This window comes from Pseudomonas sp. BN607 (genome assembly GCF_029871175.1).
Classification (GTDB): Bacteria; Pseudomonadota; Gammaproteobacteria; order Pseudomonadales; family Pseudomonadaceae; genus Aquipseudomonas.
In genome coordinates, this window is record NZ_SSOE01000028.1 from 121,170 (window position 1) to 146,623 (window position 25,454).

At 61.9% G+C, this 25,454-nt stretch carries 23 protein-coding genes; 13 read left to right on the top strand and 10 right to left on the bottom strand.

All coding sequences use genetic code 11. From position 1 onward, the window contains the following. Nucleotides 1–16: 16 nt before the first annotated feature. From E8E68_RS06860 to gpmI, 4 genes are all read right to left on the bottom strand, one after another. Nucleotides 17–784 (bottom strand): divergent polysaccharide deacetylase family protein, encoded by a 768-nt coding sequence (locus E8E68_RS06860; RefSeq protein ID WP_280340342.1) that lies wholly within the window; start codon nucleotides 782–784, stop codon nucleotides 17–19. A gap of 8 nt (nucleotides 785–792) precedes the next feature. Beyond that, complete coding sequence (locus E8E68_RS06865) at nucleotides 793–2,109, bottom strand: S41 family peptidase (RefSeq protein WP_266029083.1); 1,317 nt, start codon at nucleotides 2,107–2,109, stop codon at nucleotides 793–795. Between the two features lie 78 nt (nucleotides 2,110–2,187). Next, nucleotides 2,188–3,504, bottom strand: coding sequence for a murein hydrolase activator EnvC (locus tag E8E68_RS06870; protein ID WP_266029084.1), 1,317 nt, complete (start codon nucleotides 3,502–3,504; stop codon nucleotides 2,188–2,190). A gap of 264 nt (nucleotides 3,505–3,768) precedes the next feature. Beyond that, nucleotides 3,769–5,304, bottom strand: coding sequence for a 2,3-bisphosphoglycerate-independent phosphoglycerate mutase (gene gpmI, locus E8E68_RS06875; RefSeq protein ID WP_110745130.1), 1,536 nt, complete (start codon nucleotides 5,302–5,304; stop codon nucleotides 3,769–3,771). 207 nt (nucleotides 5,305–5,511) lie between these two features. On the opposite strand from gpmI, the gene E8E68_RS06880 reads away from it, so the two are divergent. Genes E8E68_RS06880 through secB form a run of 3 tightly spaced genes read left to right on the top strand, consistent with a single transcriptional unit; the run spans nucleotide 5,512 to nucleotide 6,706 of the window. Continuing rightward, the gene (locus E8E68_RS06880) at nucleotides 5,512–5,925 is read left to right on the top strand and encodes a rhodanese-like domain-containing protein (RefSeq protein ID WP_266029086.1); all 414 of its coding nucleotides are present in this window, start codon (nucleotides 5,512–5,514) and stop codon (nucleotides 5,923–5,925) included. Between the two features lies 1 nt (nucleotide 5,926). Beyond that, nucleotides 5,927–6,181, top strand: coding sequence for a glutaredoxin 3 (gene grxC, locus E8E68_RS06885; protein WP_003249204.1), 255 nt, complete (start codon nucleotides 5,927–5,929; stop codon nucleotides 6,179–6,181). A 39-nt stretch (nucleotides 6,182–6,220) separates the two neighbouring features. Beyond that, on the top strand, nucleotides 6,221–6,706 hold the full coding sequence (gene secB / locus E8E68_RS06890; RefSeq protein WP_110745128.1) for a protein-export chaperone SecB: 486 nt from the start codon (nucleotides 6,221–6,223) through the stop codon (nucleotides 6,704–6,706). Between the two features lie 130 nt (nucleotides 6,707–6,836). On the opposite strand, the gene trmL is transcribed toward secB, so the two are convergent. Continuing rightward, nucleotides 6,837–7,298, bottom strand: coding sequence for a tRNA (uridine(34)/cytosine(34)/5-carboxymethylaminomethyluridine(34)-2'-O)-methyltransferase TrmL (gene trmL, locus E8E68_RS06895; RefSeq protein WP_012274606.1), 462 nt, complete (start codon nucleotides 7,296–7,298; stop codon nucleotides 6,837–6,839). Here trmL and E8E68_RS06900 point away from each other — a divergent pair. Further along, on the top strand, nucleotides 7,297–7,734 hold the full coding sequence (locus E8E68_RS06900) for a hypothetical protein (RefSeq protein ID WP_266029087.1): 438 nt from the start codon (nucleotides 7,297–7,299) through the stop codon (nucleotides 7,732–7,734). The two genes, trmL and E8E68_RS06900, sit on opposite strands and share 2 nt — an antisense overlap. Nucleotides 7,735–8,200: 466 nt before the next feature. Here E8E68_RS06900 and ntrC read toward each other — a convergent pair whose 3' ends face one another. From ntrC to glnA, 3 genes are all read right to left on the bottom strand, one after another. Further along, nucleotides 8,201–9,637: a nitrogen regulation protein NR(I) gene (gene ntrC, locus E8E68_RS06905; protein ID WP_266029088.1), complete on the bottom strand. Its 1,437-nt coding sequence runs from the start codon at nucleotides 9,635–9,637 to the stop codon at nucleotides 8,201–8,203. After that, the gene (gene glnL / locus E8E68_RS06910) at nucleotides 9,634–10,719 is read right to left on the bottom strand and encodes a nitrogen regulation protein NR(II) (RefSeq protein WP_110745124.1); all 1,086 of its coding nucleotides are present in this window, start codon (nucleotides 10,717–10,719) and stop codon (nucleotides 9,634–9,636) included. The genes ntrC and glnL overlap by 4 nt, the downstream gene beginning before the upstream one ends. A gap of 363 nt (nucleotides 10,720–11,082) precedes the next feature. Then, a complete protein-coding gene (glnA, locus tag E8E68_RS06915; RefSeq protein WP_110745123.1) occupies nucleotides 11,083–12,489 on the bottom strand; it encodes a type I glutamate--ammonia ligase in 1,407 nt (468 codons plus the stop codon). A 447-nt stretch (nucleotides 12,490–12,936) separates the two neighbouring features. On the opposite strand from glnA, the gene thiI reads away from it, so the two are divergent. Together thiI and typA are read left to right on the top strand one after the other, a co-directional pair. Next, on the top strand, nucleotides 12,937–14,391 hold the full coding sequence (gene thiI, locus E8E68_RS06920) for a tRNA uracil 4-sulfurtransferase ThiI (RefSeq protein ID WP_110745122.1): 1,455 nt from the start codon (nucleotides 12,937–12,939) through the stop codon (nucleotides 14,389–14,391). 128 nt (nucleotides 14,392–14,519) lie between these two features. Next, nucleotides 14,520–16,340 (top strand): translational GTPase TypA, encoded by a 1,821-nt coding sequence (typA, locus tag E8E68_RS06925; RefSeq protein WP_027921032.1) that lies wholly within the window; start codon nucleotides 14,520–14,522, stop codon nucleotides 16,338–16,340. Between the two features lie 109 nt (nucleotides 16,341–16,449). Here typA and E8E68_RS06930 read toward each other — a convergent pair whose 3' ends face one another. Next, nucleotides 16,450–16,854, bottom strand: coding sequence for a YkgJ family cysteine cluster protein (locus E8E68_RS06930; protein WP_003249225.1), 405 nt, complete (start codon nucleotides 16,852–16,854; stop codon nucleotides 16,450–16,452). 184 nt (nucleotides 16,855–17,038) lie between these two features. On the opposite strand from E8E68_RS06930, the gene E8E68_RS06935 reads away from it, so the two are divergent. The 5 genes from E8E68_RS06935 (at nucleotide 17,039) to E8E68_RS06955 (ending at nucleotide 22,422) form a co-directional block, all read left to right on the top strand. Beyond that, entirely contained in the window at nucleotides 17,039–19,489 is a 2,451-nt protein-coding gene (locus E8E68_RS06935) for a glycogen/starch/alpha-glucan phosphorylase (RefSeq protein WP_110745121.1), read from the top strand. Between the two features lie 272 nt (nucleotides 19,490–19,761). After that, nucleotides 19,762–20,772 (top strand): class 1 fructose-bisphosphatase, encoded by a 1,011-nt coding sequence (locus tag E8E68_RS06940; protein ID WP_110745120.1) that lies wholly within the window; start codon nucleotides 19,762–19,764, stop codon nucleotides 20,770–20,772. Nucleotides 20,773–20,775: 3 nt separating this feature from the next. Continuing rightward, nucleotides 20,776–21,372, top strand: a complete 597-nt coding sequence (locus E8E68_RS06945; RefSeq protein ID WP_110745119.1) for a DUF924 family protein — start codon at nucleotides 20,776–20,778, stop codon at nucleotides 21,370–21,372. A 226-nt stretch (nucleotides 21,373–21,598) separates the two neighbouring features. Then, a complete protein-coding gene (gene bamE / locus E8E68_RS06950; protein WP_266029090.1) occupies nucleotides 21,599–21,853 on the top strand; it encodes an outer membrane protein assembly factor BamE in 255 nt (84 codons plus the stop codon). Next, on the top strand, nucleotides 21,850–22,422 hold the full coding sequence (locus E8E68_RS06955) for a lipocalin family protein (protein WP_266029091.1): 573 nt from the start codon (nucleotides 21,850–21,852) through the stop codon (nucleotides 22,420–22,422). The genes bamE and E8E68_RS06955 overlap by 4 nt, the downstream gene beginning before the upstream one ends. Before the next feature lie 153 nt (nucleotides 22,423–22,575). Here the strand turns inward: E8E68_RS06955 and E8E68_RS06960 are convergent, their stop codons facing one another. Beyond that, entirely contained in the window at nucleotides 22,576–23,940 is a 1,365-nt protein-coding gene (locus tag E8E68_RS06960; protein WP_280340354.1) for a formimidoylglutamate deiminase, read from the bottom strand. A 145-nt stretch (nucleotides 23,941–24,085) separates the two neighbouring features. Here E8E68_RS06960 and hutC point away from each other — a divergent pair, with 145 nt between their 5' ends. Together hutC and E8E68_RS06970 are read left to right on the top strand one after the other, a co-directional pair. After that, nucleotides 24,086–24,796: a histidine utilization repressor gene (gene hutC, locus E8E68_RS06965; RefSeq protein WP_266029121.1), complete on the top strand. Its 711-nt coding sequence runs from the start codon at nucleotides 24,086–24,088 to the stop codon at nucleotides 24,794–24,796. Next, the gene (locus E8E68_RS06970) at nucleotides 24,793–25,365 is read left to right on the top strand and encodes a HutD family protein (RefSeq protein WP_266029093.1); all 573 of its coding nucleotides are present in this window, start codon (nucleotides 24,793–24,795) and stop codon (nucleotides 25,363–25,365) included. Before hutC ends, E8E68_RS06970 begins: the two co-directional genes overlap by 4 nt. The last annotated feature ends 89 nt before the right edge of the window (nucleotides 25,366–25,454 follow it).

Below are 25,454 nucleotides of genomic sequence, written 5' to 3' on the forward strand. Positions count from 1 at the left end.
CCGCGATCGGCAAACGCTAGCGATTGCTGTAACGGCCATGCTTACCGTGAGCAGGCATGGCCTGGTTGCCACGTGTGGCGATCATCTGTTGCAGCGTGATCAGTTCGACACCCAACTGCTTGAGCCGTGGAATTTGCCTTTCCAGTACCGCTAGCGTTTGCGGGTAGGGGTGGCCGATCAACACGGCCGAGCCTTGCTTTCGGGCCAGCTCGATGCCCTGTTGCAGCTGAGCGTCGATGGCTTCCGGCGTGCGCACGTCATCCAGAAATACATCCCGCGACACATGCGCGACATCCTGTGCTTGCGCTTCGGCTGCCGCGACCGTAACGGCACTGGTGCGGCTGTCGACAAAGAACAGGTGGCGGCGCTGCAACTCACCCATCAACCAGGTCATCGGCTCACGTTGGGCAGTCATGCGGCTGCCCATGTGGTTGTTGATGCCGGCGGCGTAGGGCACCTTGAGCAGGGCGGCGTCGAGGCGCCTGGCCAGCTCTTCGATGGCAATGCCTGGGTGCCAGGCATAAGGCCCTGTGGCCGGGTCCATGGGCATATGCAGGATCACCGTCCTGCCGGCCTTGTGCGCCTGGCGGGCGAAGTCGCTGGCATGCGGGGTGTCGGGCATGATTGCCATGGTCACCGGCCCGGGCAAGGCCAGGGTCCGGCTGTCGCGCTCCGGGCTTTGGCCCAGGTCGTCGATGATGATGCTCATGTAGGCCTTGGCGGCCGTTCCCGCTTGCGCGACCCCGGCCATCAGGCAGAACAGCAGACACAACAGATAACGCATTGGGGGTATCAGTCGCCCTTGGTGATGTTCAGGCCCTTGAGCAAGCTCAGTGCCTGGCTCAGCTGGAAGTCGTCATCCTGCGGGCGCTCCTTGCGCTTGCTGCTACCGGTCGGGCGGTCTGCACCGCCGTTGCCGTTGCCCAGGTGGCCTTGCAGGTCGGCTTCCTTGAAGTTGTCGGTATCGACTTCGGCGGTCAGCTTGGCCGGGCGCACTTCGATGTCGGGGACAATGCCCTGGGCCTGGATCGAGCGGCCGTTGGGGGTGAAGTACAGCGCGGTGGTCAGCTTCAGCGCTCGGTCGTTGGCCAATGGCAGCACGGTCTGCACCGAGCCCTTGCCGAAGCTGTCGGTACCCATCAGCACGGCACGCTTCTGGTCTTGAAGGGCGCCGGCGACGATTTCCGAGGCCGATGCGCTGCCGCCGTTGATCAGCACGACCAGTGGCACGCCTTCGCTGGCGTCGGCCGGGTCGGCCGAGAAGCGCAGTTCGGAGTTGGCGATACGGCCCTTGGTGTAGACGATCAGGCCCTTGGTCAGGAAGTGGTCGGCCACTTCCACTGCCGATTGCAGCACGCCACCGGGGTTGTTGCGCAGGTCCAGCACCACGCCGCGCAGCTTCTTGCCGTTGTCCTTGCGCAGCTTGGCCAGCGCCTTGCCCACCTCGTCACCGGTCTTGACCTGGAATTGGGTGATACGGATATAGCCGTAGTCGTTTTCCAGCAGCTGGCTCTTCACGCTCTTGACCTGAATGACCGCACGGGCCAGGGTCACGTCAAACGGGTTGCCGCCGTCACGCACCAGGGTCAGGGTGATTTTCTCCCCGACCTTGCCACGCATCTTGTCGACCGCTTCGGTCATGGTCTGGCCACGGGTCGGCGCGCCGTTGATCTTGACGATCAGGTCGCCGGCCTGCACGCCGGCACGCGAAGCCGGGGTGTCGTCGATTGGCGACACCACCTTGATGAAGCCGTCTTCCTGGCCCACTTCGATGCCCAGGCCACCAAATTCGCCGCTGGTGCTTTCCTGCAGCTCCTGGAAGTCCTCAGGGCCGAGGTAGGCGGAGTGGGGGTCGAGGTTGCTGAGCATGCCCTTGATGGCGTTTTCCAGCAGGGTCTTGTCGTCCACCGGCTCGACGTAAGCGGCCTTGATGCGGTCCATGACCTCGGCGAAGGTGCGCAGTTCTTCCAGCGGCAGCGGCGCCTTGGCGGTCACCTCGGTGGCGGGTACTGCGGCTGGCTTGGCCGGCTCTGCGGCGGCGGCCAGGGGCGCGCCGACCGCCAGGGCGATGGACAGGGCCAGCTGGGTGAGACGAGGCGAGTGCAGCATGTCGAACGAACTCCTGATCCTGTAATAGCTCCCTGGGGAGCAGCGGCGCAGCATTCAGGCTACGCCGTAGAAATTTGATTAGCCTCGGCACCACTGTGAAGGGTCGGTCGGCCGGCCCTGCTGGCGAATGGCGAAGTACAAGCCTGCCGCGTCCTGGCCACCGCTGTCGCCAACGGTGGAAATGGCATCACCGGCCTTGACGATATCACCGGCGCTCTTGAGCAGGCTCTGGTTGTGGCCGTACAGGCTCAGGTAACCGTTGCCATGGTCGAGAATGACGAGAAGCCCGGCACCGCGCAACCAGTCGGCGAACACCACGCGCCCGCCGTGTACTGCGCGAACCTGTGTACCAGGGTTGGCGCTGATCATCACCCCGTCCCACTTGGCCCGGGCATCGCTGCCGCGCGCATCGCCGAAGCGTGCCAACAATCGACCATTGACCGGCCATGGAAGTTTGCCCCGTGCAGCAGAAAAAGCGCCGCCGTAGTTGGCGCCGTCGCTGGAAACCATCGGCCCGAGGGTAGTGCGGGCCTTTTTCGGCGGTTCCACAGGCTCGGCGGGCTCACGGGCCTGCTCGCGGGCAGCGGCAGCGGCCAGGGCTTCCTGCTGACGGCGTTTTTCTGCCTCTTGCCGGGCCAGCAAGGCCTTCTTGCGCGCTTCTTCAGCCTCGCGTGCCTGGCGCGCCAGGGTTTCCTCGATGGTCTTGAGCACTTTGGCCAGGTCGGCCTGGTCCTGCTCGCGGGCCTGCAGCTTCTGGTCGCGGTCCTTCACATCGCTGTTGAGCTTGGCCAGGACTTGCTGGCGCTTGCCGCGTTCGGTTTCCAGCTCCTGGCGGCGGCTGTCGAGGTCGGCGCGTTGGGCGAGCAGCTGTTGTTGCTGGCTGGAAATCTCCTGCTCGACGTTGGCCAGCTGGCGCAAGGTCTCGTTAAAGGTGCGCAGTTGTTCCAGGCGCGCCTTGCTCAGGTAGTCGTAGTAGGTGAGGGTGCGGGCGAACTTTTCAGGGTTCTGCTGGTTGAGCAGCAGCTTGAGGTATTCCTCGCGGCCGTTGTTCTGGTAGGCCGAACGGGCCTGGATGGCGATCAGTCGCTGTTGTTCAACGCGGGCGCTCTGGAGTTTTTTTTTCTCGGTATCAAGGCGCTCCAGCTCGCCCTCGGTCTTTTTTAGTTCTTGCTGCAGCCCCTCTACCTGCTTTTCGAGGTTGCCGATGTCGGTCTCGGTGGCTTTGAGGTCCTTTTGCACACCGGCCTTTTCTTCCTGGAGCTTGCCCAGCGTCTTTTTGAGCTCGGCAATGTCCTGGCGGGTGGCGTCCAGTTGCTGCTGGGTCTGTGCGCGCTCATCGGCAAAGGCCGGGCTGAGCAGGCAAGACAGGGCTAGGAGGATCAGGGCGCGAAGCATGGGGTTTGGCGTACCAAGGATGGAGACCGGCTTAGTATGCCCGCGTGGGCAGGCAAAAAAAACGCCTCGCTGCAGGTGCAGGGGGGCGTTTGTCTGGAATTCATGTGCAATTGGGGCCGCTTCGCGGGGCGCGCCCGCTCCCTCAGGTATTCATGCAGGCCTTGGCTTGCCTCCAAGAAGTTGGGCACCCCTTGGCGGGCTGTGCAGCTTGTGGGAGCGGGCTTGTCCCGCGAATGGGCTGCAATGCAGCCCCTTTGTCGCCAGTCAGGCGTCGACAAGAATCGACGTACCGGTCATTTCAACCGGCTTTTCCAGCCCCAGCAGCTTCAGCATGGTCGGCGCCACGTCAGCCAGCACGCCGCCATCACGCACTTTGAGATTGCGCTTGCCCACATAGATGAACGGTACCGGCTCGGTGGTATGCGCGGTGTGCGCCTGGCCGGTGCACTCGTCTTCCATCTGCTCGACGTTGCCGTGGTCAGCGGTGATCAGCGCTTCGCCGCCGACCTTGCCCAGCGCCTCGACAATGCGGCCGACGCAGGTGTCCAGGGCTTCCACTGCTTTGACCGCGGCTTCGAACACGCCAGTGTGGCCGACCATGTCGCCGTTGGCATAATTGACCACAATCACGTCGAAACGCTGTTGCTCGATGGCTTCAACGATGCGGTCGGTCACTTGCGGGGCGTTCATTTCCGGCTGCAGGTCGTAGGTGGCGACCTTTGGCGACGGGATCAGGATGCGCTCTTCGCCTTCGAAGGGTTCTTCGCGGCCGCCAGAGAAGAAGAAAGTGACGTGGGCGTACTTCTCGGTTTCGGCGATGCGCAGCTGGGTCTTGCCGTGCTTTGCCAGATACTCGCCCAGCACGTTGTTCAGGCTGGACGGGGCAAAGGCTGCCGGCGCTGCAATTTTAGCCGAGTACTGGGTCAGGCCGATGTAGGCCGCCATCTTGGGCAGGCGCGCGCGGCTGAACTCGCTGAAGTCCGGCTCGACGAATGCACGCGAAAGCTCGCGGGCGCGGTCGGCGCGGAAGTTCATGAACACCACGGCGTCGCCGTCCTCCACCTTGGCCGCTTCGCCAATGCGTGTGGCTTTGACGAATTCGTCGCTCTCGTCACGGGCGTAGGCTGCTTCCAGCCCGGCCAGGGCGGTGTCGGCGGTGTATTCGGCAGCACTGTCGACAATCAGGTTATAGGCGGCGCTGACGCGGTCCCAGCGGTTGTCGCGGTCCATGGCGTAGTAGCGGCCGATCAAGCTGGCGATGCGGCCCTTGCCCAGCCTGGCGAAGGTGTCGTCGAGCAGTTCGATGGACGACTGCGCGCTGCGTGGCGGGGTATCGCGGCCATCGAGGAAGGCATGCAGGTAGATTTTCTCGGCACCGCGCTGGGCGGCCAGTTCGGCCATGGCCACCAGGTGATCCTGGTGGCTGTGTACGCCGCCGTCGGACAGCAGGCCAAGGATGTGTACAGCCTTGCCTGCACCTACGGCCTTGTCCACAGCGCCGGTCAGCACCGGGTTCTGGAAGAACTCGCCGTCGCGGATGGCCTTGGTCACCCGGGTGAAGTCCTGGTAGACGACGCGGCCTGCACCGAGGTTCATGTGACCGACTTCAGAGTTGCCCATCTGCCCGTCCGGCAGGCCGACATCCATGCCTGAACCGGAAATGAGGCCGTGCGGCTGGGTAGCGCGCAGGCGATCGTAGACCGGTGTCTTGGCGGCAAAGATGGCGTTGTGTTCGGGGATTTCGCTGTGGCCGAAGCCATCCAGGATAACCAGGACCAGGGGTTTGGGCGTGCTCGTCATCAATCAAACTCACGGTTGTTCAAAGATGATAAAGACACGCATTTTAGGGCAAATACGCCACCTGCGGCGAATAATCGTCCCATTCCCCCGACCGGCGTGCCTGCGGCATCAACATGAAGCTGGCTTTGTGGCCGGCCAGCCGGGCTTTGGTGGCACCAAGGGGCTGTGTATACTGGCCGGCATTTTCAATCGCCTGGAACACCGCTGATGGTTGCTCACCTGATTCAATTCGCGACAGATCACTACATCCTGGTTGCGATCTTCTTCATTCTGCTGGTCTTGCTGCTCATCAATGAAATCCGCCGTGGCGGCCAGAGCCTGAGCAATGGCCAGCTGACTGCCTTGGTCAATGCCGAGAAGGCGCTGGTGATCGACATCCGCCCGGCCAAGGAGTACTCCGCCGGTCACATCGTCGGTGCGGTGAACATCCCGCAGGACAAGCTGGCCAACCGCATGAACGAGCTGGACAAGCACAAAGAGAAGACCCTGATCGTCGTCGACGCCATGGGCCAGCAGTCCGGCACCATTTGCCGCGAGCTGCTCAAGGCTGGTTACAACGCCGCCAAACTGAGCGGTGGCGTTTCCAGCTGGAAAGCCGATAACCTGCCCCTGGTGAAGTGATATGAAGCCCGTCATCGTCTATTCCAGCGACTATTGCCCCTACTGCATGCGCGCCAAGTACCTGCTCGAGAGCAAGGGCGTGGCCTTCGAGGAAATCAAGGTCGACGGCAAACCGCAGGTTCGCGCCGAGATGAGTCAGAAGGCCGGCCGTACATCGGTGCCGCAGATCTGGATCGGCAGCACCCATGTCGGTGGATGCGATGACCTCTATGCCCTGGAGCGTGCCGGCAAGCTCGACGCGCTGCTGGCGGCCTGATTTGCACTGCATTCAAAAACATTAGGATAAGGATCTGCCATGACTGACCAACAGACCAACGGCGCTGCTGCAGAAGACAACAGCCCTCAGTTCTCCCTGCAGCGTATCTATGTGCGCGACCTGTCGTTCGAAGCCCCGAAAAGCCCGCAGATCTTCCGTCAGACGTGGGAGCCGAGCGTTGCCCTGGACCTGAACACCAAGCAAAAAGCCCTGGAAGGTAACTTCCACGAGGTGGTGCTGACCCTGTCGGTTACCGTCAAGAACGGCGACGAAGTGGCATTCATCGCTGAAGTGCAGCAGGCTGGTATCTTCCTGATCGCCAACCTCGATGCGGCTTCGATGAGCCACACCCTGGGTGCGTTCTGCCCGAACATCCTCTTCCCGTACGCCCGTGAGACCCTGGACAGCCTGGTGACCCGCGGTTCGTTCCCGGCGCTGATGCTGTCCCCGGTCAACTTCGACGCCCTGTACGCGCAAGAAATGCAGCGCATGCAGGAAGCCGGCGAAGCGCCGACCGTTCAGTAATCGCGACCGGTATCAGAAAAGCGCCTCTCGGGGCGCTTTTTTATTGCCTGTTCCGGCCTCTTCGCGGGGCAAGCCCACGTTCAATGTGGAAGCGGGCTTGCCCCGCGAAGAGGCCGTTCCTGCCAGTGCATCAACTCCCGGCAAACCCGTTCTGCCGCCACGCCTCGTATACCGTCACCGCTACAGTGTTGGACAGGTTCAGGCTACGGCACCCGGGCCGCATCGGCAGGCGCAGGCGTTGCTCGGCCGGCAGGCTGTCCAGCACCTCGGCCGGCAAACCGCGGCTCTCCGGCCCGAACAGGAACGCATCGCCAGGCTGATAGGCCACCTCATGGAACGGGTGCGAGCCCTTGGTGGTGAAGGCGAACAGCCGTGGGTTGCCCAGGCTTTCCAGGCATCCGGCCAGGCTCTCGTGGCGCTTGAGCGTGGCATACTCGTGGTAATCCAGCCCCGCACGGCGCAGGCGCTTGTCATCCAGTTCGAAGCTGATGGGTTCGATCAGGTGCAGGTGGCAGCCGCTGTTGGCGCACAGGCGAATAATATTGCCGGTATTCGGCGGAATCTCTGGTTGAAAAAGGATGACGTGAAACATGCACGGCTCCAAGCGTGAAGATGACGGGCATTCTACCCCCGAACCGGACGTGCGTTCGAAGGCGATGCCGCGAATGATGCTTTCGCTGGCAATCGTCGGTGTGATGGTGGGGCTGATGATCGGCCGCCTGACCACGCCAGACGAGCGCGAGTTGCAGCAGGTGCAGGTGGTGCAGGAAGGCCTTGAGCTGTGGTTCAACGAAGAGCCCAAGCTGCACGGCGAGAACGTAGAAGGTACGGTGGCGCTGCTGTTCCAGGCCCAGGGCAAGCCCCAGCAGGGGCAATTGAGCCTCCAGGGCAAGCCGGTGAGCTGGCGGGTGCAGAACAGCAAGGAAGGGTTGTTGCTGACGGTGGTGGCGGCGCGCCCCCTGCACGGCGAGTGGTCGGGTGCAGAGGACGCGGGGCGCTGGCGGGTGCAGGTGACACTGCACGAATAAAAGAGGGGATTTCCCGGCCTGCCTGTACCAGGGTCCCCAAAAGGGCTACGGCGTATTGCGTGTAAAGGGGGGATGGCCCGGCCTGCCTGTACCGAGGTCCCCAAAAGCGGCGGTGCTGCAAATAAAAGAGGGGTTCACCCGGCCTGCCTGTACCAGGGCCCCCGAAACTGGGTATGTATTAGGTATTGCAGGGGGCGTGCCAGTTTTGCAAAACCCATGAATACTGGGCTTTGCGGGTGATTTGGCCGGGTTTTGAGGGGATTTGTGCCTTCGAGAGGTGCAGCCGGCACAGGAACGGTGCATTCAGAAGGCTGAAATGACTGGGGCCGCTTTGCGCCCCATCGCGACACAAGGCCGCTCCCACTGGATCGCATCAGCCAGGGGGCAGAGGTGATCCAGTGGGAGCGGCCTTGTGTCGCGATGGGCTGCAAAGCAGCCCCAGCAATCTAAAAGTCTAATTCAGAGCTCAGTGGTCATCACCTTCCTCATCATCCCCCCCGGCCACATTCATCCCCAGCTCCTTGATCTTGCGCGTCAGGGTATTGCGCCCCCAACCCAGCAACAGTGCCGCATCGCGACGGCGACCGGCGGTGTGCTTGAGTGCCGTCTCGATCATGATCCGCTCAAAGCTCGGCACTGCGCTGTCCAGCAGGTTGGTCTGGCCGCGCGCCAACGCCTGGTCGGCCCACTGGCGCAGGGCCTGCTCCCAGTTGGTGACGGGCGCAGCGTCTTGCGGCAGGTTCAGCAGTTCGGGCGGCAAGTCACCGATCAGTACTTCGCGGCTGGAAGCCATCACCGTGATCCAGCGGCAGGTGTTCTCCATCTGCCGCACGTTGCCCGGCCATGGCAGGTTGCGGATGAACTCCTCGGTCTCCGGCTTGAGAATCTTCGGTTCGACTGACAATTCCTGGGCGGCACGGGCGAGGAAGTGACGGGCCAGGGCGGGGATGTCTTCGCGGCGGTCGGCCAGGCGCGGGATATGAATGCGGATGACGTTCAGGCGGTGGAACAAGTCCTCGCGGAACTTGCCGGCCTGCACCAGCGATTCCAGGTTCTGGTGGGTGGCGGCGATGATGCGCACATCGACTTTGACCGGCACGTGGCCGCCCACGCGGTAGAACTCGCCATCGGCCAGCACCCGCAGAAGACGGGTCTGGGTGTCGGCAGGCATGTCACCGATTTCGTCGAGGAACAGCGTACCGCCGTCCGCCTGCTCGAAACGGCCGCGGCGCAGGTTGGCAGCCCCGGTGAAGGCCCCTTTCTCATGGCCGAACAACTCGGACTCCATCAAGTCCTTGGGGATGGCGGCCATGTTCAGCGCAATGAACGGCGATGCCGCACGCGGGCTATGGCGGTGCAGTGCGTGGGCCACCAGCTCTTTACCGGTACCGGACTCGCCGTTGATCAATACAGTGATATTGGAGTGGCTGAGGCGACCGATGGCGCGGAACACCTCCTGCATTGCAGGGGCTTCACCGATGATTTCCGGGGTGCGGGCCAGGCTCTGCGGTACATCCAGGCCTTGTTGCTCCTGGGCGTGCTGGTTGGCGCGCTTGACCAGCGACACTGCCTCGTCGACATCGAACGGCTTGGGCAGATACTCGAAGGCGCCGCCCTGGTACGAGGCCACCGCACTGTCCAAGTCGGAATGCGCGGTCATGATGATCACCGGCAGGCGCGGGTGCTGTTCGCGAATCTGCGCCAGCAGGTCGAGGCCGCTGGCGCCCGGCATGCGAATGTCGGAAATGATCACGTCCGGCTGCTGGCGCGCCAGGCGGCCCATTACACCGTCTGCGCTGTCGAAGCTCTGGGTGGTCATGCCTTCCTGTTGCAGGGCTTTTTCCAGGACCCAGCGGATGGAGCGATCATCGTCGACGATCCATACGGTTTCACTTCGGCTCATGAGGCGGTGGCTCCTTGTTCCAGGGGCAGGTAGATCGAGAAGGCAGTGTGCCCGGCGTGGCTTTCACACTCGATCAGGCCCTGGTGCTGGCTGATGATGTTCTGGGTAATGGCCAGGCCCAGCCCGGTACCGTCCGGGCGACCGCTGACCATGGGATAGAAGAGGGTGTCCTGCAGTTCCGGCGGGATGCCCGGGCCGTTGTCGATGATTTCAACGCGGGCGACCAGGCGATGGCGCACGTGGCCGATGGTGAACTGGCGCAAGGCACGGCTGCGCAGTGTGATGCGGCCCAGGCGCAGTTCGTTTTGAGAACTGATTGCCTGCATGGCATTGCGCACGATGTTCAGTACCGCCTGGATCATCTGCTCGCGGTCGATCAGCACGTCCGGCAGGCTTGGGTCGTAGTCGCGCACCAAAGTGATGCAGCCCTGGCTCTCGGCTTCGACCAAGCTGCAGACCCGCTCCAGCACCTCGTGGATGTTGGTCATGGCCAGCGACGGCAGTTTGTTCGAACCGAGCATGCGGTCGACCAGGTTACGCAGGCGGTCGGCCTCTTCGATGATCACGTTGGTGTAGTCGCGCAGGCCGTCCTCGGGCAGCTCGCGGGCCAGCAGCTGGGCCGCGCCACGGATGCCACCGAGGGGGTTCTTGATTTCGTGGGCCAGGCCGCGCACCAGCATCTTGGTGGTTTCCTGCTTGCTCAGCTGGGCCTCTTCCTTGGTGATGCGCAGTAGCCGATCACGCGGGTGTACCTCCAGCAGCAGCAGGGTCTGGCCCTGATGCAGGATCGGCGTTACCGCGTAGTCGACAGTGATGGTCTGCCCGGTCAGCGAAGTGAGCTGCGCTTCACGCTTGGTGAACGGGTGCGCCTGCTCTACCGCCTGGCGCAGCGAGCTGAGCGCTTCGGTCGACTCGGTGAACAGTTCGCTGATGAACTGCCCATGGCTGCGCTGGCCACTGACCGCCAGCAGCATTTCTGCGGCCGGGTTCATGTACTCCAGGCGCAGCTCGGCATTGAGCAGCAATGTGGCGGTGGTCAGGTTGTCCAGAAGCAGACGGTGCTGTGCATCGCTGATGGTCATAGGGCGGCGTTGACCTCTTTTGGCGCTTGCCTGGCACTGCTTTGGCCAGGGCCGGACACGGGTTGGGTCCGCTGATGCGAGACTCTGCAGAAGAAAATGCAAGAAACAAACCAAAGCTCCGAAAAGAAGCGGGATTTGCCCAGAAAGGCCTGTATCTGCGCAAATTCGGATCAGAAACCCTTGGTGAAACGTTTAATTTGAACCAGATTGGGGAGCAATTCAGGGCATGGCGCTAAATTGTGCACCAAGTTAGAGCATAGCGCGGCGGGCGGGTTGCAGTGCATGGGCATGGGGCGCACAAACGAAAACGGCCTCCCGAGGGAGGCCGTTCGATCATGTTACCGGCGCGGGGTGCCGGTCAGATCAGCAGCTGTAGTACAGCTCGTATTCCAGCGGGTGTACGAAGGTACGGACCTTGATTTCTTCTTCGCTCTTCAGTTCGATGAAGGCGTCGATGAAGTCATCGGAGAACACGCCGCCCTTGGTCAGGAACGCACGGCCTTTATCCAGCTCTTCCAGAGCTTCTTTCAGGCTGCCGCACACTTGCGGGATGTTCTTGGCTTCTTCTGGCGGCAGGTCGTACAGGTTCTTGTCGGCCGCGTCGCCTGGGTGGATCTTGTTCTGGATGCCGTCCAGGCCAGCCATCAGCAGGGCCGCGAAGGCCAGGTACGGGTTGGCCGATGGGTCTGGGAAGCGTGCTTCGATACGGCGGGCTTTAGGGCTGCCGACGTATGGAATACGGATCGAGGCGGAACGGTTGCGGGCCGAGTAGGCCAGCATTACCGGGGCTTCGAAGCCTGGTACCAGACGCTTGTACGAGTTGGTCGACGGGTTGGTGAAGCCGTTCAGGGCCTTACCGTGCTTGATGATACCGCCGATGAAGTACAGGGCGGTGTCGGACAGGCCGGCATAGCCTTCACCCGAGAAGGTGTTCTTGCCGTCTTTCCAGATCGACATGTGTACGTGCATGCCCGAGCCGTTGTCACCGTACAGTGGCTTCGGCATGAAGGTAGCGGTACGGCCGTAAGCGTCGGCAACGTTGTGCACGACGTATTTCAGAGCCTGTACTTCGTCTGCCTTCTTCACCAGGGTGTTGAACTTGACGCCGATTTCGTTCTGGCCGGCAGTCGCCACTTCGTGGTGGTGAACTTCAACGGTCTGGCCCATTTCTTCCAGAGCGTTGCACATGGCAGTACGGATTTCGTGGTCGTGGTCGAACGGTGGAACTGGGAAGTAGCCGCCTTTCACGCCTGGACGGTGGCCTTTGTTGCCGCCTTCCACGTCAGCGCCAGTCATCCACGAGCCTTGCTCGGAGAAGATCTTGAACATCGAGCCGGAGATATCCGAGTGGAACTTCACTTCGTCGAAGATGAAGAACTCTGGCTCTGGGCCGGCGAATACGGTGTCACCGATGCCGGTGCTCTTCAGGTACTCTTCAGCGCGCTTGGCGATGGCGCGTGGGTCGCGATCGTAGCCCTGCATGCTCGACGGGTCGACGATGTCGCAGGTGATGATCAGGGTTGGTTCTTCGGTGAACGGGTCCAGAACGGCGGTCTCGTCGACCGGCATCAGGATCATGTCGGAAGCTTCGATGCCTTTCCAGCCAGAGATGGAGGAACCGTCGAACATTTTGCCGACTTCGAAGAAGTCTTCGTCCAGCGCATCACGCGACGGCATGGTCACGTGGTGCTGAATGCCTTTGGTGTCCGTGAAACGCAGATCAATCCACTTGACGTCATGATCTTTGATGAGTTGAACCGACTTCGACATGTTGTCCTCCGGATGGTCTAGAGCGCGGTGGGCCGCTGCCCTGGAAAAAGGGTGTTGCCGGGCGCGGATAGTCGGCCAAGCTTACCTGCCTCACAAGGGAGCAAATTGCATGCCAGTGCCCGAAAATGGCGAGGGTGGGATAAAAGAAGGCGTTTGCGGGCATTTGGCGGTGGGGCAGGCTGGGAAAGTGCACCTTTAAGATGCGGTATTTGGAGATGACGCACCAATAGTGTGCATGCCTTGGTTTTTTGTGGTGCCGTGAGATCGCGCGCCGCCCGCGCGGCGCATCGCGAGCTGCGCGGGCGGCGCGCGATCTCACGGGCACCATAAAATCCTGCTGTGCATTTATCTGAAAGCTTCTGATCAAAAGTTGGTCAAATCCTGAGCAATTTCCGCTATAATTCGCGCCCCTCATTTTTCGGCAGGCCAGGCGCGCGCTGTTAACCAATGAAACTTATCGTCAAAGTCTTCCCAGAAATCACCATCAAGAGCCGGCCGGTGCGCAAGCGCTTCATCCGTCAGCTCGGCAAGAACATCCGCAACGTGCTCAAGGATCTCGACCCTGAGCTCGCGGTCGATGGTGTCTGGGACAATCTCGAAGTGGTCACCCGCGTCGAAGACGAGAAAGTGCAGCGCGAGATGATCGAACGCCTTACCTGCACCCCGGGTATCACCCACTTCCTGCAGGTAGAGGAATACCCGCTGGGTGATTTCGACGACATCGTCGCCAAGTGCAAGCACCACTTCGGCCACCTGCTGGCCGGCAAGCACTTCGCCGTGCGCTGCAAGCGCGGTGGTCACCACGATTTCACCTCGATGGACGTCGACCGTTACGTCGGCAGCCAGCTGCGCCAGCAGTGCGGTGCCGCCGGCATCGAGCTGAAAAACCCCGAAGTGATGGTGCGCATCGAGATCCGCGACCAGCGCCTGTACGTGATTCACAACCAGCACAACGGCATCGGCGGATACCCCCTGGGTGCCCTTGAGCAGACCCTGGTGCTGATGTCCGGCGGCTTCGACTCTACCGTCGCGGCCTACCAGATGATGCGCCGCGGCCTGATGACCCACTTCTGCTTCTTCAACCTCGGTGGCCGTGCCCACGAGCTGGGCGTGATGGAAGTGGCCCACTACCTGTGGAAAAAGTACGGCAGCAGCCAGCGGGTACTGTTCATCAGCGTACCGTTCGAAGAAGTGGTTGGTGAAATCCTCAACAAGGTCGACAACAGCTACATGGGCGTGACCCTCAAGCGCATGATGCTGCGCGGCGCCGCCCATATGGCCGACCGCCTGCAGATCGACGCGCTGGTGACCGGCGAAGCGATTTCCCAGGTGTCCAGCCAGACCCTGCCGAACCTGTCGATCATCGACTCGGCCACCGACAAGCTGGTACTGCGCCCGCTGCTGGCCAGCCACAAGCAGGACATCATCGACCAGGCCACCGAAATCGGCACCGCGGACTTTGCCAAGCACATGCCGGAATACTGCGGCGTGATCTCGGTAAACCCGACCACCCATGCCAAGCGTCACCGCATGGAGCACGAAGAAAAGCAGTTCGACATGGCCGTGCTGGAGCGCGCGCTCGAGCGCGCCAAGTTCATTTCCATCGACCATGTGATCGATGAGCTGGGCAAGGACATCGAAATCGAGGAAGTGGCCGAGGCGCTGCCAGGCCAGATAGTCATCGACATTCGCCACCCCGATGCCCAGGAAGACGAACCTCTGGTGCTGGACGGTATCGAAGTCCAGGCCATGCCGTTCTACGCCATCAACAGCAAGTTCAAGCACCTGGACCACACGCGCCAGTACTTGCTGTATTGCGACAAGGGTGTGATGAGCCGTCTGCACGCACACCACCTGCTCAGTGAGGGACATGCCAATGTGCGTGTTTATCGTCCGACATAAGACGCCGGGGCTGTATGGCGGCAGTATCCGCCATCGCCCTCCCGACCGCCGGGCCCGCTGAGCCTTAAACAGTACATATTGGCCGCCTACACTGGGCGGCAACCAAATCCTCTGATCGAGATACACTTGTGATCGAAAATCTGCGTAACATCGCCATCATCGCCCACGTTGACCATGGTAAAACCACCCTGGTCGACAAACTCCTGCGTCAGTCCGGCACTCTGGAGCGTAACGAGCTCAACGACGAGCGCGTCATGGACTCCAACGACCAGGAAAAAGAGCGCGGTATTACCATTCTGGCGAAAAACACCGCCATCAACTGGAACGGCTACCACATCAACATCGTCGACACCCCCGGCCACGCCGACTTCGGTGGCGAGGTTGAGCGTGTAATGTCGATGGTCGACTCCGTGCTGCTGCTGGTCGACGCCCAGGACGGCCCAATGCCGCAAACCCGCTTCGTAACCAAGAAGGCGTTCGAAGCCGGCCTGAAGCCAATCGTCGTGATCAACAAGGTTGACCGCCCGGGCGCGCGTCCTGACTGGGTTCTGGACCAGATCTTCGACCTGTTCGACAACCTCGGTGCCACCGACGAACAGCTGGACTTCAAAGTCGTCTACGCCTCGGCCCTGAACGGCATCGCCGGTCTGGACCACACCGCCATGGGCGAAGACATGACCGCGCTGTACCAGTCGATCGTCGACAACGTACCGGCGCCGGACGTTGACCGTGACGGCTCGTTCCAGATGCAGATCTCCGCTCTGGACTACAACAGCTTCCTCGGTGTTATCGGTGTTGGCCGTATCGCCCGTGGTCGCGTCAAGCCGAACACCCCGGTTGTCGCCATCGACACCAACGGCAAGAAGCGTAACGGCCGTATCCTGAAGCTGATGGGCCACCACGGCCTGCACCGCGTGGACGTCGAGGAAGCCCAGGCTGGCGACATCGTCTGCATCAGCGGTTTCGACGAGCTGTTCATCTCCGACACCCTGTGCGCCCCGGACGCGGTAGAAGCGATGAAGCCGCTGACCGTTGACGAGCCAACCGTATCCATGACCTTCCAGGTCAACGATTCGCCGTTCTGCGGTAAAGAAGGCAAGTTCGTCACCAGCCGCAACATCAAGGACCGTCTGGACAAAGAGCTGCTGTACAACGTTGCCCTGCGCGTTCAGGAAACCGATTCCCCTGACAAGTTCAAGGTATCGGGCCGCGGCGAGCTGCACCTGTCGGTGCTGATCGAAACCATGCGTCGTGAAGGCTTCGAGATGGCTGTAGGCCGTCCTGAAGTGATCATCCGCGAAGTCGACGGCGTCAAGCAGGAGCCGTTCGAGAACGTCACCATCGACATCCCTGAAGAATCTCAGGGCAAGGTCATGGAAGAGATGGGTCTGCGTAAAGGCGACCTGACCAACATGGTGCCGGATGGCAAGGGCCGTGTTCGCCTGGAATACAACATTCCAGCCCGTGGTCTGATCGGTTTCCGTAACCAGTTCCTGACCCTGACCAACGGTGCAGGCATCCTGACCTCGATCTTCGATCGTTACGACACCATGAAGTCGGGCCAGATGTCCGGCCGTCTGAACGGTGTTCTGGTTTCGGTCGAGACCGGCAAGGCCCTGACCTACTCGCTGGAAACCCTGCAGGCTCGCGGCAAGCTGTTCGTCGAGCACGGCCAGGAAATCTACAACGGTCAGATCATCGGCCTGAACAGCCGCGACAACGACCTGGGCGTGAACCCGACCAAAGGCAAGAAGCTCGACAACATGCGTGCTTCGGGCAAAGACGAAGTCATCGCCCTGGTACCGCCAGTTCGCCACACGCTGGAACAGGCTCTGGAATTCATCCAGGACGACGAGCTGTGCGAAGTGACACCTAAGTCGATCCGTCTGCGCAAGAAGATCCTGGACGAAGGCGAGCGTACCCGCGCAGCCAAGAAAGCCAAGAACTGAGTTAGCTCAGGCTGAATGAAAACGCCCCCGGTCGAAAGGCCGGGGGCGTTTTTTTTGTCTGGTTTTTTTGTGCCGGTGGTACCGGCCTCTTTAGGCTGCAGACAATAGGTCAGCGCCCAACCACCTTGGGCTTGTAAGCACAATACCCCGGCCGCGGCCCGACCTTGGGGTGGTTGCGGCAGGTATCCGGGCGCTTGTCATAAATGGTGCACAGGCGGCTTTTACGATCCAGATACATGCAGTCGTCGTTGCTCATCCGGGTCAGGGTGAAGATCCCGGACTTCTGGTTGAAGCGCTCGATGATGCCTTCTTTTTGCAGGCGCTTGGCCACGTTCTTGGGGGGTTCGTCTTTTTCGAACTCGTCGACCACGCCGATACGGATCAGATCCTTGATCTTCACCTCTACCGGCAGGGTGCAGCAGGTCGAATGGCAGCCATGGCACATGTTGCTGGTGTAGCGCTGCCAGGTCTCCAGGCGGTCGACTTCGGCCGCGGCGATCAGGGTCGTTTTCATCTTTATAGGGTGGATCACGGTCTTGGGGCGCGCGATGATACCGGAATTGTTCAATTTATGAACAACCTTTTGCCGGAATCGCAGAGTGGGCATGAAAACTGCGAACCGTAACTGTCGCTCCCTGTCGAAGGGTCTAGTCTCAACACTCTCCCTCCGCTTTCGTCAACTTGCCCGAGGATGCCGCATGTCCCAGGAACCCAAAGCACGTGACGCCGAAGTCGCGGATTTTCGCGCTGCTGTACTGAACAAGCTGACCTACGCGGTCGGCAAGGATCCGGAGCACGCCTTCGACCATGACTGGTTCGAAGCCATTGCCTTGGCCGCGCGCGATCACATGGTCGACCATTGGATGGACCACACCCGCCGAGCCTATCGACGTAGCCAGAAGCGGGTCTACTACCTTTCCCTGGAATTTCTCATTGGCCGGCTGCTCTACGACAGTCTGAGCAACCTGGGCCTGCTGGACATCGCCCGCGATGCTCTGGAAGGTCTGGATGTGGACCTGGAGCGTATCCGCTTGCTCGAGCCGGATGCCGCGCTGGGCAACGGCGGCTTGGGGCGCCTGGCCGCGTGCTTCATGGAGAGCATGTCGACCTTGGGCATTGCTGCCCACGGCTATGGCATCCGCTACGAGCACGGGCTGTTTCGCCAGGCGGTGGTCGATGGCTGGCAGCAGGAGCAGACCGAGAACTGGCTGGACTTCGGTAACCCCTGGGAATTCGAACGTGCCGAGGTGATCTACCCGATCAGCTTTGGTGGCAGTGTCGAAACGGTGCACGACAGCCAGGGCAACCAGCGCCAGGTGTGGTGGCCGGGCGAAACGGTGCGGGCGGTGGCATACGACACACCCGTGGTCGGCTGGCGTGGTTCCAGCGTCAACACCTTGCGCCTGTGGCGAGCACGGGCGCTGGAAGAGCTTCATCTGGAGCGTTTCAACGCAGGTGACCACCTTGGCGCCGTGGCTGAAGTGGCGCGGGCCGAGAGTATTTCGCGGGTGCTGTACCCGGCTGACAGTACCGAAGCGGGGCAGGAGCTGCGTCTGCGCCAGGAATACTTCTTTGTCTCGGCATCGTTGCAGGACCTGCTGCGCCGCCACCTCAACATGCACGATAGCCTGCTCAACCTGCCCGATGCGGCGGCCATCCAGCTCAACGATACCCACCCGTCGATTGCCGTCGCCGAGCTGATGCGCCTGCTCGTCGACCAGCATGAAATCCCCTGGGACAAAGCCTGGGAGCTGACCGTCGGCACGCTCGCCTATACCAACCACACCTTGCTGCCCGAGGCCCTGGAAACCTGGCCGGTGGCGTTGATGGAGCGCATGCTGCCGCGGCACATGCAAATCATCTACTTGATCAACGCCTACCACATTGACAGCCTGCGCGCCAAAGGCCTGCACGACTTCGACGTGCTGCGGGCAGTGTCGCTGATCGAGGAAGACAATGGTCGCCGGGTGCGCATGGGCAACCTGGCGTTTCTTGGCTCGCACAGCGTCAACGGCGTATCGGCGCTGCACAGCAAGCTGATGAAAAGCACGGTGTTCGCCGAACTGCACAAGCTTTACCCGCAGCGAATCAACAACAAAACCAACGGCATTACCTTCCGCCGCTGGTTGTACCAGGCCAACCCGCCTCTGACCGAGATGCTGGTCGAAGCGCTGGGTCCCGAGCTGAAGGACGACCCGGAAGGGCGCCTGGCCGGCCTGGTGCCGTTCGCCGACAAGGCCGGTTTCCGCAAGCAGTTCGCCGCCCAGCGCCTGCACAGCAAACGCGCCCTGGCCAGCATCATCCAGGACCGCATTGGCGTAACGGTAAACCCCGAAGCGCTGTTCGATGTGCAGGTAAAGCGCATCCACGAGTACAAGCGCCAGCTGCTCAACCTGCTGCATACCGTGGCGCTGTACCAGGCCATGCGCAACGACCCGGGCACTGACTGGGTGCCGCGGGTGAAGATCTTCGCCGGCAAGGCTGCTGCCAGTTACCACCAGGCCAAGCTGATCATCAAGCTGGCCAACGATATCGCCCGGGTGGTGAACAACGACCCGACTGTGCGCGGCCTGCTGAAGGTCGTATTCCTGCCCAACTACAACGTCAGCCTGGCCGAGAGCATCATCCCGGCGGCAGACCTTTCCGAGCAGATATCCACTGCAGGTTACGAAGCCTCCGGTACCAGCAACATGAAGTTCGGCCTGAATGGCGCGCTGACCATCGGCACCCTGGATGGCGCCAACGTCGAGATGTGCGAGCAGGTGGGGGCTGACAACATGTTCATTTTCGGCCTTACCGCGCAGCAGGTGGAGGCGCGGCGCAAGGCCGGGGACTTTGGTGCCAGTGCAGCGATTGCGGCATCGAGCCGTCTTGGCGATGTGCTGCAGGCCATTCGCAGCGGGGTGTTTTCGCCGGACGACCCGTCGCGCTACAGCGGGTTGATCGATGGACTGGTGGCGTATGACCGCTTCCTGGTGTGCGCCGACTTCGATGCCTACTGGGATGCCCAGCGCCGGGTCGAGGAGCTGTGGCACACACCGCAGGAGTGGTGGCGCATGGCAGTGTTGAATACCGCGCGGATGGGCTGGTTCTCGTCGGATCGGACCATTCGCGAGTATGCGACCGATATCTGGAAGGCTTTGGATTGAGCATGTGGGGCCGCGTTGCGGCCCATTCGCGGGGCAAGCCCGCTCCCACAGTATCTCCGCTGCCTTGAAGGCAGCGCAAAAAACCTGTGGCAGCGAGCTCGCCGCGCGAATGGACTGCAAAGCATCCCACTCGACAGCCGGCCTGGCGAAGGCTGAACTACCGACCTATTGTGCCGTCTGAGAGCCGTGGCGAGTCTCATCACTCGCTAGCCTGCAACTCTCCCTGTAAACTGCGGGGGTTTTTTATCTCCCCCATCCATTCGGAGCCATACATGTCCCGCGTTACCCTGAGTCGCTATCTGATTGAGCAGACCCGCAGCAACAATACCCCTGCCGATCTGCGCTTCCTGATCGAAGTGGTGGCGCGTGCGTGCAAGGAAATCAGCCATCACGTGTCCAAGGGCGCCCTTGGCGGTGTGCTGGGCAGCATGGGCACTGAAAACGTGCAGGGCGAGGTCCAGAAGAAACTGGACGTGATTTCCAACGATATCCTGCTGGAAGCCAACGAGTGGGGCGGCCACCTGGCCGGCATGGCGTCCGAAGAAATGGACAATGCCTACCAGATCCCGGGCAAGTACCCGAAAGGCGCCTACCTGCTGGTCTTCGACCCACTGGACGGTTCGTCGAACATCGACGTGAACGTGTCGGTCGGCACCATCTTCTCGGTACTGCGTTGCCCTAACGAGTACCTGAGCCAGAACGAAACCCTGAACGAAAACGCCTTCCTGCAGCCAGGCACCCAGCAGGTCGCCGCCGGCTATGCCATCTATGGCCCGCAGACCATGTTGATCCTGACCCTGGGCAATGGTGTCAAGGGCTTCACCCTGGACCGCGAGCTGGGCAGCTTCGTGCTGACTCACGAAAACATTCGCGTGCCAGAAACCACCGCCGAGTTCGCCATCAACATGTCCAACCAGCGCCACTGGGAAGCCCCGGTACAGCGTTACGTGGGCGAGCTGCTGGCAGGCGAGACCGGCCCGCTGAAGAAGAACTACAACATGCGCTGGATCGCCTCGATGGTGGCCGACGTCCACCGCATCCTGACCCGTGGCGGCCTGTTCATGTACCCACGTGACGCGCGCGAGCCGAGCAAGCCGGGCAAGCTGCGCCTCATGTACGAAGCCAACCCGATGTCGTTCATCATCGAACAGGCCGGTGGCGCCTCTACCGACGGTTACAATCGCATCCTCGACATCAAGCCAGAGGGCCTGCACCAGCGCGTGGCAGTCTTCCTTGGTTCGAAGGAAGAGGTAGAGCGCGCAACCGCGTACCACAAGGAGTAAGTCATGCTCGCACCTTGGCAGCCGTTGCTGGAATGGTGGTTCGGTTGGGGCACCAGTGCCCAGGCCGTGGCTGACGAGAAGAGCACGCTGTGGTTCGGCAAGCATCACGACGCCGATGCCCATGCGTTGTTTGGCGACCTGGTCGAGCAAGCCCTGGCGGGCGGGCTCGATGAGTGGCAGCAAACCCCGCAGGGCTGGCTGGGCCTGCTCATCTTGCTGGACCAGCTGCCACGCATGATCTACCGCGACACGCCGCGCGCCTTCGAGGGCGACCGGCGTGCCCAGGTGGTGGCCATGCAAGGCCTGCAGAAGAACTGGGATTACCAGTTGCTGCCGATCCAGCGGGTTTTCGTATTGCTGGTGCTGGAGCATGCCGAGGTGCTGGACTGGCAGAACCTGTGCGTCGAGCGTTACCAGACCCTGCTGGACGAGCAGCCCGAGGCCAACCGCCGGCTGTTCGAAGGCTTTCTCGACTATGCCGAGCAGCACCAGCGGGTGATTGCCCGGTTCGGGCGTTTTCCGCATCGCAACCTGGTGCTGGAGCGCCCGAGTACCAGCGAAGAGATGGATTTTCTGCTGGAGCCCGGCTCCCGGTTCTGAGGTTGCAGGGGCCTGGTGCGCAGGCCGTCGTGACACAAGGCCGCCCCTATATGGGGCGGCTTTTTATTGGGCGTTTGACTAATACTTTGTGATTAATCGCACAGTAGTGGCCATCCGACCAATGGTGTAGGGGTAAAGAGGGTGGGGAAGGGAACCCGGGAGGGATTTTCACGTCGAAGGTCACTGCAGGCCACTCGCCTGTCTCATCTCTCCAGGAGTGTCCTTCATGTCGTTGCGTTCCCTCGCCCTGTTGTCGCTGTGCGTCTTCCTGACTGCCTGCAGCAAGATCAACCAGGAAAACTATTCCAAGATCAAGGCCGGTATGAACAAGGCCGAGGTCGAGCAGTTGCTCGGCACGCCGACCGAGTGTTCTGGCGCGTTGGGCATGAGCAGCTGCACCTGGGGGGACGAGAAGAGCTTCATCAGCGTGCAGTACGCAGCTGACAAAGTACTGATGTATTCAGGGCAGGGTCTCAAATGAGGCGTGCGTACCTGCTGATGGGGGTATGCCTGGCGTTGCTGCTGGGCGGTTGTGCAGGCTCCGTGCACGACCCTCTGGCGCCGAAAACCGCCGGCAATGTCGACCTCAAGCGTTACCAAGGCAAATGGTACGAATTGGCGCGCCTGCCCATGCGCTACCAGGAAGGCTGCGAGCAGTCCGAGGCCCATTACAACCTCAAGCCCGATGGCAGCTACGGCGTGCTTAACCGCTGCCGTACCATGGGTGACGAATGGCTGCGCGCTGAAGGGCATGCGAATATCCAGGAGCCGGGGCACACCGACAAGCTGTGGGTCGAGTTCGATAACTGGTTTACCAAGCTGGTGCCAGGCGTGGCCCGGGGTGAGTACTGGATTCTTTATGTGGACGACCACTACCGTACGGCCATCGTTGGCAGCCCGGACCGCAAATACCTTTGGATTCTATCGCGCACGCCGACATTGCCGGCCTGGCAACGCGAGAACCTGCTGTCCAGGGCGCGGCAGCAGGGTTATGACACCAGCCGCTTGATCTGGCGGGCGTCCGATCAGCAAATAGTAAAAATGCACTGAGTTTTCTGGGGTTGCGTTGCAACCCGTCGTGGGCAAAAGCCCGCCCCCCGCAGATCCTGCGCTGAACCGTGGACTGCCCCGAAAGTTTTGGGGGCAGTCCAATCTGTGGGAGCGGGCTTGCCCGCGAAGGGCTGCAACGCAGCCCCGGTACACTCAGCCCAAAACCTGGCGCAACACCTGGGCAAATGCCCGCCCGCTTTCTTCTTCCTGCCCATGCCGCCCTTGGCGCACCACCCACCGGCCATTCACCATCACGTCGCGCACCTGGCGATCGCCGCCGGCAAACAGCCAGCGGTTGAGAATGGCATCGCCATCCGCCATGGCGATGTATGGGTCCTGCCCGTCGAGTACCAGCCAGTCGGCACGCTTGCCCACCGCCAACTCGCCGACCGCCTGCCCCAGCGCCTGCGCACCACCAGCCAGCGCCGCGTCATACAGCGTGCGCCCGACCATCGGCTGGTCGCTGCGGTGCAGGCGGTTGCGCCGCTGGTCACGCAGGCGCTGGCCATATTCCAGCCAACGCAGCTCCTCCACCACGCTCAACGACACGTGGCTGTCCGAACCAATGCCCATGCGCCCGCCCTGCGCCAAGTAGTCCACGGCCGGAAAAATTCCGTCGCCCAGATTGGCCTCGGTAGTCAGGCACAGCCCAGCCACCGCACCGCTGCGAGCCATGGCCGTTACTTCATCGCTTTCGGCGTGGGTGGCGTGCACCAGGCACCAGCGCCGGTCCACGTCCACATGCTCGTACAGCCACTGCAGCGGGCGCAGGCCGCTCCAGGCCAGGCAGTCGTCCACTTCCTTCTGCTGTTCGGCGATGTGGATATGCACCGGGCAGTGCTTGTCGCTTGCCGCCAGTACCTCGGTGATCTGCCCGGGTGTCACTGCCCGCAGCGAGTGGAAGCACAGGCCCAGTTGCTGCGCGGGTTGCGCGGCCAGCACGGGGGCGAGCTGTGCCTGCAACTGCAAGTAGTGTTCGGTGGAGTTGATGAAGCGACGCTGCCCGTCATTCGGTGGCAGGCCGCCAAAGCCGGCATGGCTGTACAGCACCGGCAGCAAGGTCAGGCCGATGCCGCTGTCGGCTGCAGCGGCGCTGATGCGGCGCGACAGCTCGGCCAGGTCGGCGTAGCGCTTGCCGGCCTGGTCATGGTGCACATAATGGAATTCGGCGACCGAGGTGTAGCCGGCCTTGAGCATCTCGATGTACAGCTGGCGGGCGATGACTTGCAACTGCTCCGGGCTGATCTGCCCGACCAGGCGGTACATCAGGTCGCGCCAGGTCCAGAAGCTGTCGTTGGGGTTGCCGGCGACTTCCGCCAGCCCCGCCATGGCACGCTGGAAGGCATGCGAGTGCAGGTTGGGCATACCCGGTAGCAGTGGCCCGGCCAGGCGCTCGGCACCTTCAGCCGAGGCGCCTGCCTGGATACTCGTCACATGACCATCACTGGCGACCTCGATGCGGACGTGGCTGGCCCAGCCCGTGGGCAGCAGGGCGCGTTCGGCGAAGTAGGCGGGCATCGGTACAAATCCTGTTATTGTTAACTTGTATATACATATACAGCCGTTTGCCTGCCGGGTAAACTGCGGCAAGCTACCGCTCATTCCATTTGCACAAGGATCCACCGCCGTGCCGACACCTCCTGTCTCCGCGCTGGTTGCCCAAATGGGCGAGGGCCCGGCGCCGCTGTACGCTCGGGTCAAACAGATGATCATCCAGCAGATCGACAATGGCAGCTGGCCGCCGCATCACCGGGTGCCCTCGGAGAGCGAACTGGTCAACGAACTGGGCTTCAGCCGCATGACCATCAACCGCGCCCTGCGCGAACTCACCGCCGAAGGCCTGTTGGTGCGCATGCAAGGGGTCGGTACCTTCGTAGCCGAGCCCAAGGGCCGTTCGGCGTTGTTCGAGGTCAACAACATTGCCGACGAAATCGCCGCGCGCGGGCATCAGCATAGCTGCCAGGTGATCACGCTCACCGAGGAAGCGGCCGGCTCCGAACGGGCTCTGGCTCTGGACATGCGTGAAGGCCAGCGGGTCTTCCACTCGCTGATCGTGCATTTCGAGAACGGCGTGCCCGTACAGATCGAGGACCGCTACGTCAACGCAGCCATCGCCCCTGACTATCTCAAGCAGGATTTCACGCGGCAGACGCCGTATGCCTATCTGTCCCAGGTGGCGCCGCTGACCGAGGGCGAGCACGTGGTCGAAGCGATTCTCGCCGAGCCGGACGAGTGCCGGCTTCTGCAGATCGAGCGCGGCGAGCCTTGCCTGCTGATTCGCCGTCGTACCTGGTCCGGTCGCCAGCCGGTGACCGCTGCACGGTTGATCCACCCCGGTTCCCGTCATCGCCTGGAAGGACGTTTCAGCAAATGAGTCGGCTGCAGTTGTTGCGTGCGCAGGATTACCCGCGCATGCCGTGGAAGAACGGTGGCGGTTTCACCGAGGAGATTACCCGCGACAGTGGCGAGGGCCTGGACGGTTTTGGCTGGCGCCTGTCGATTGCCGATATCCAGGAGTCGGGGGGCTTTTCCACGTTCGCCGGCTACCAGCGGATCATCACCGTGCTGCAGGGCGACGGCATGCGCCTGCTGGTCGATGGCCAAGCCAGTCGGCCATTGCTGGCGTTCGATGCGTTTGCCTTCAGCGGCGAGAGCCAGGTCAGTTGCAAGTTGCTGGGTGGGGCGATTCGCGATTTCAACCTGATCTATGCACCGCAGCGGTATCGGGCGCGGTTGCAGTGGCTGGATGGCACCAGCCGGGTGTACAGCTCGGCGTCGACGGTTTTGTTGTTTGCTGCCAGCAGCCTGGTCGAAGTCACTATTGCCGGGCGCGAGACGCAGCGGTTGGGGTTGTTCGATTGCTTGCGGCTGGAAGGCAATGATGAATTGCTGGGACTTGTGGTGCAGGGGCGGTGCTGCCTCATCGAACTTGTTGGGCGCTGAAGGTTCGGCGGTAGGTTTTTGGCGCCTGTGAGATCGAGCGCCGCGCGGGCGGCGCTCGATATGGGCCCCACCCGGAAACCCAAGCCAGG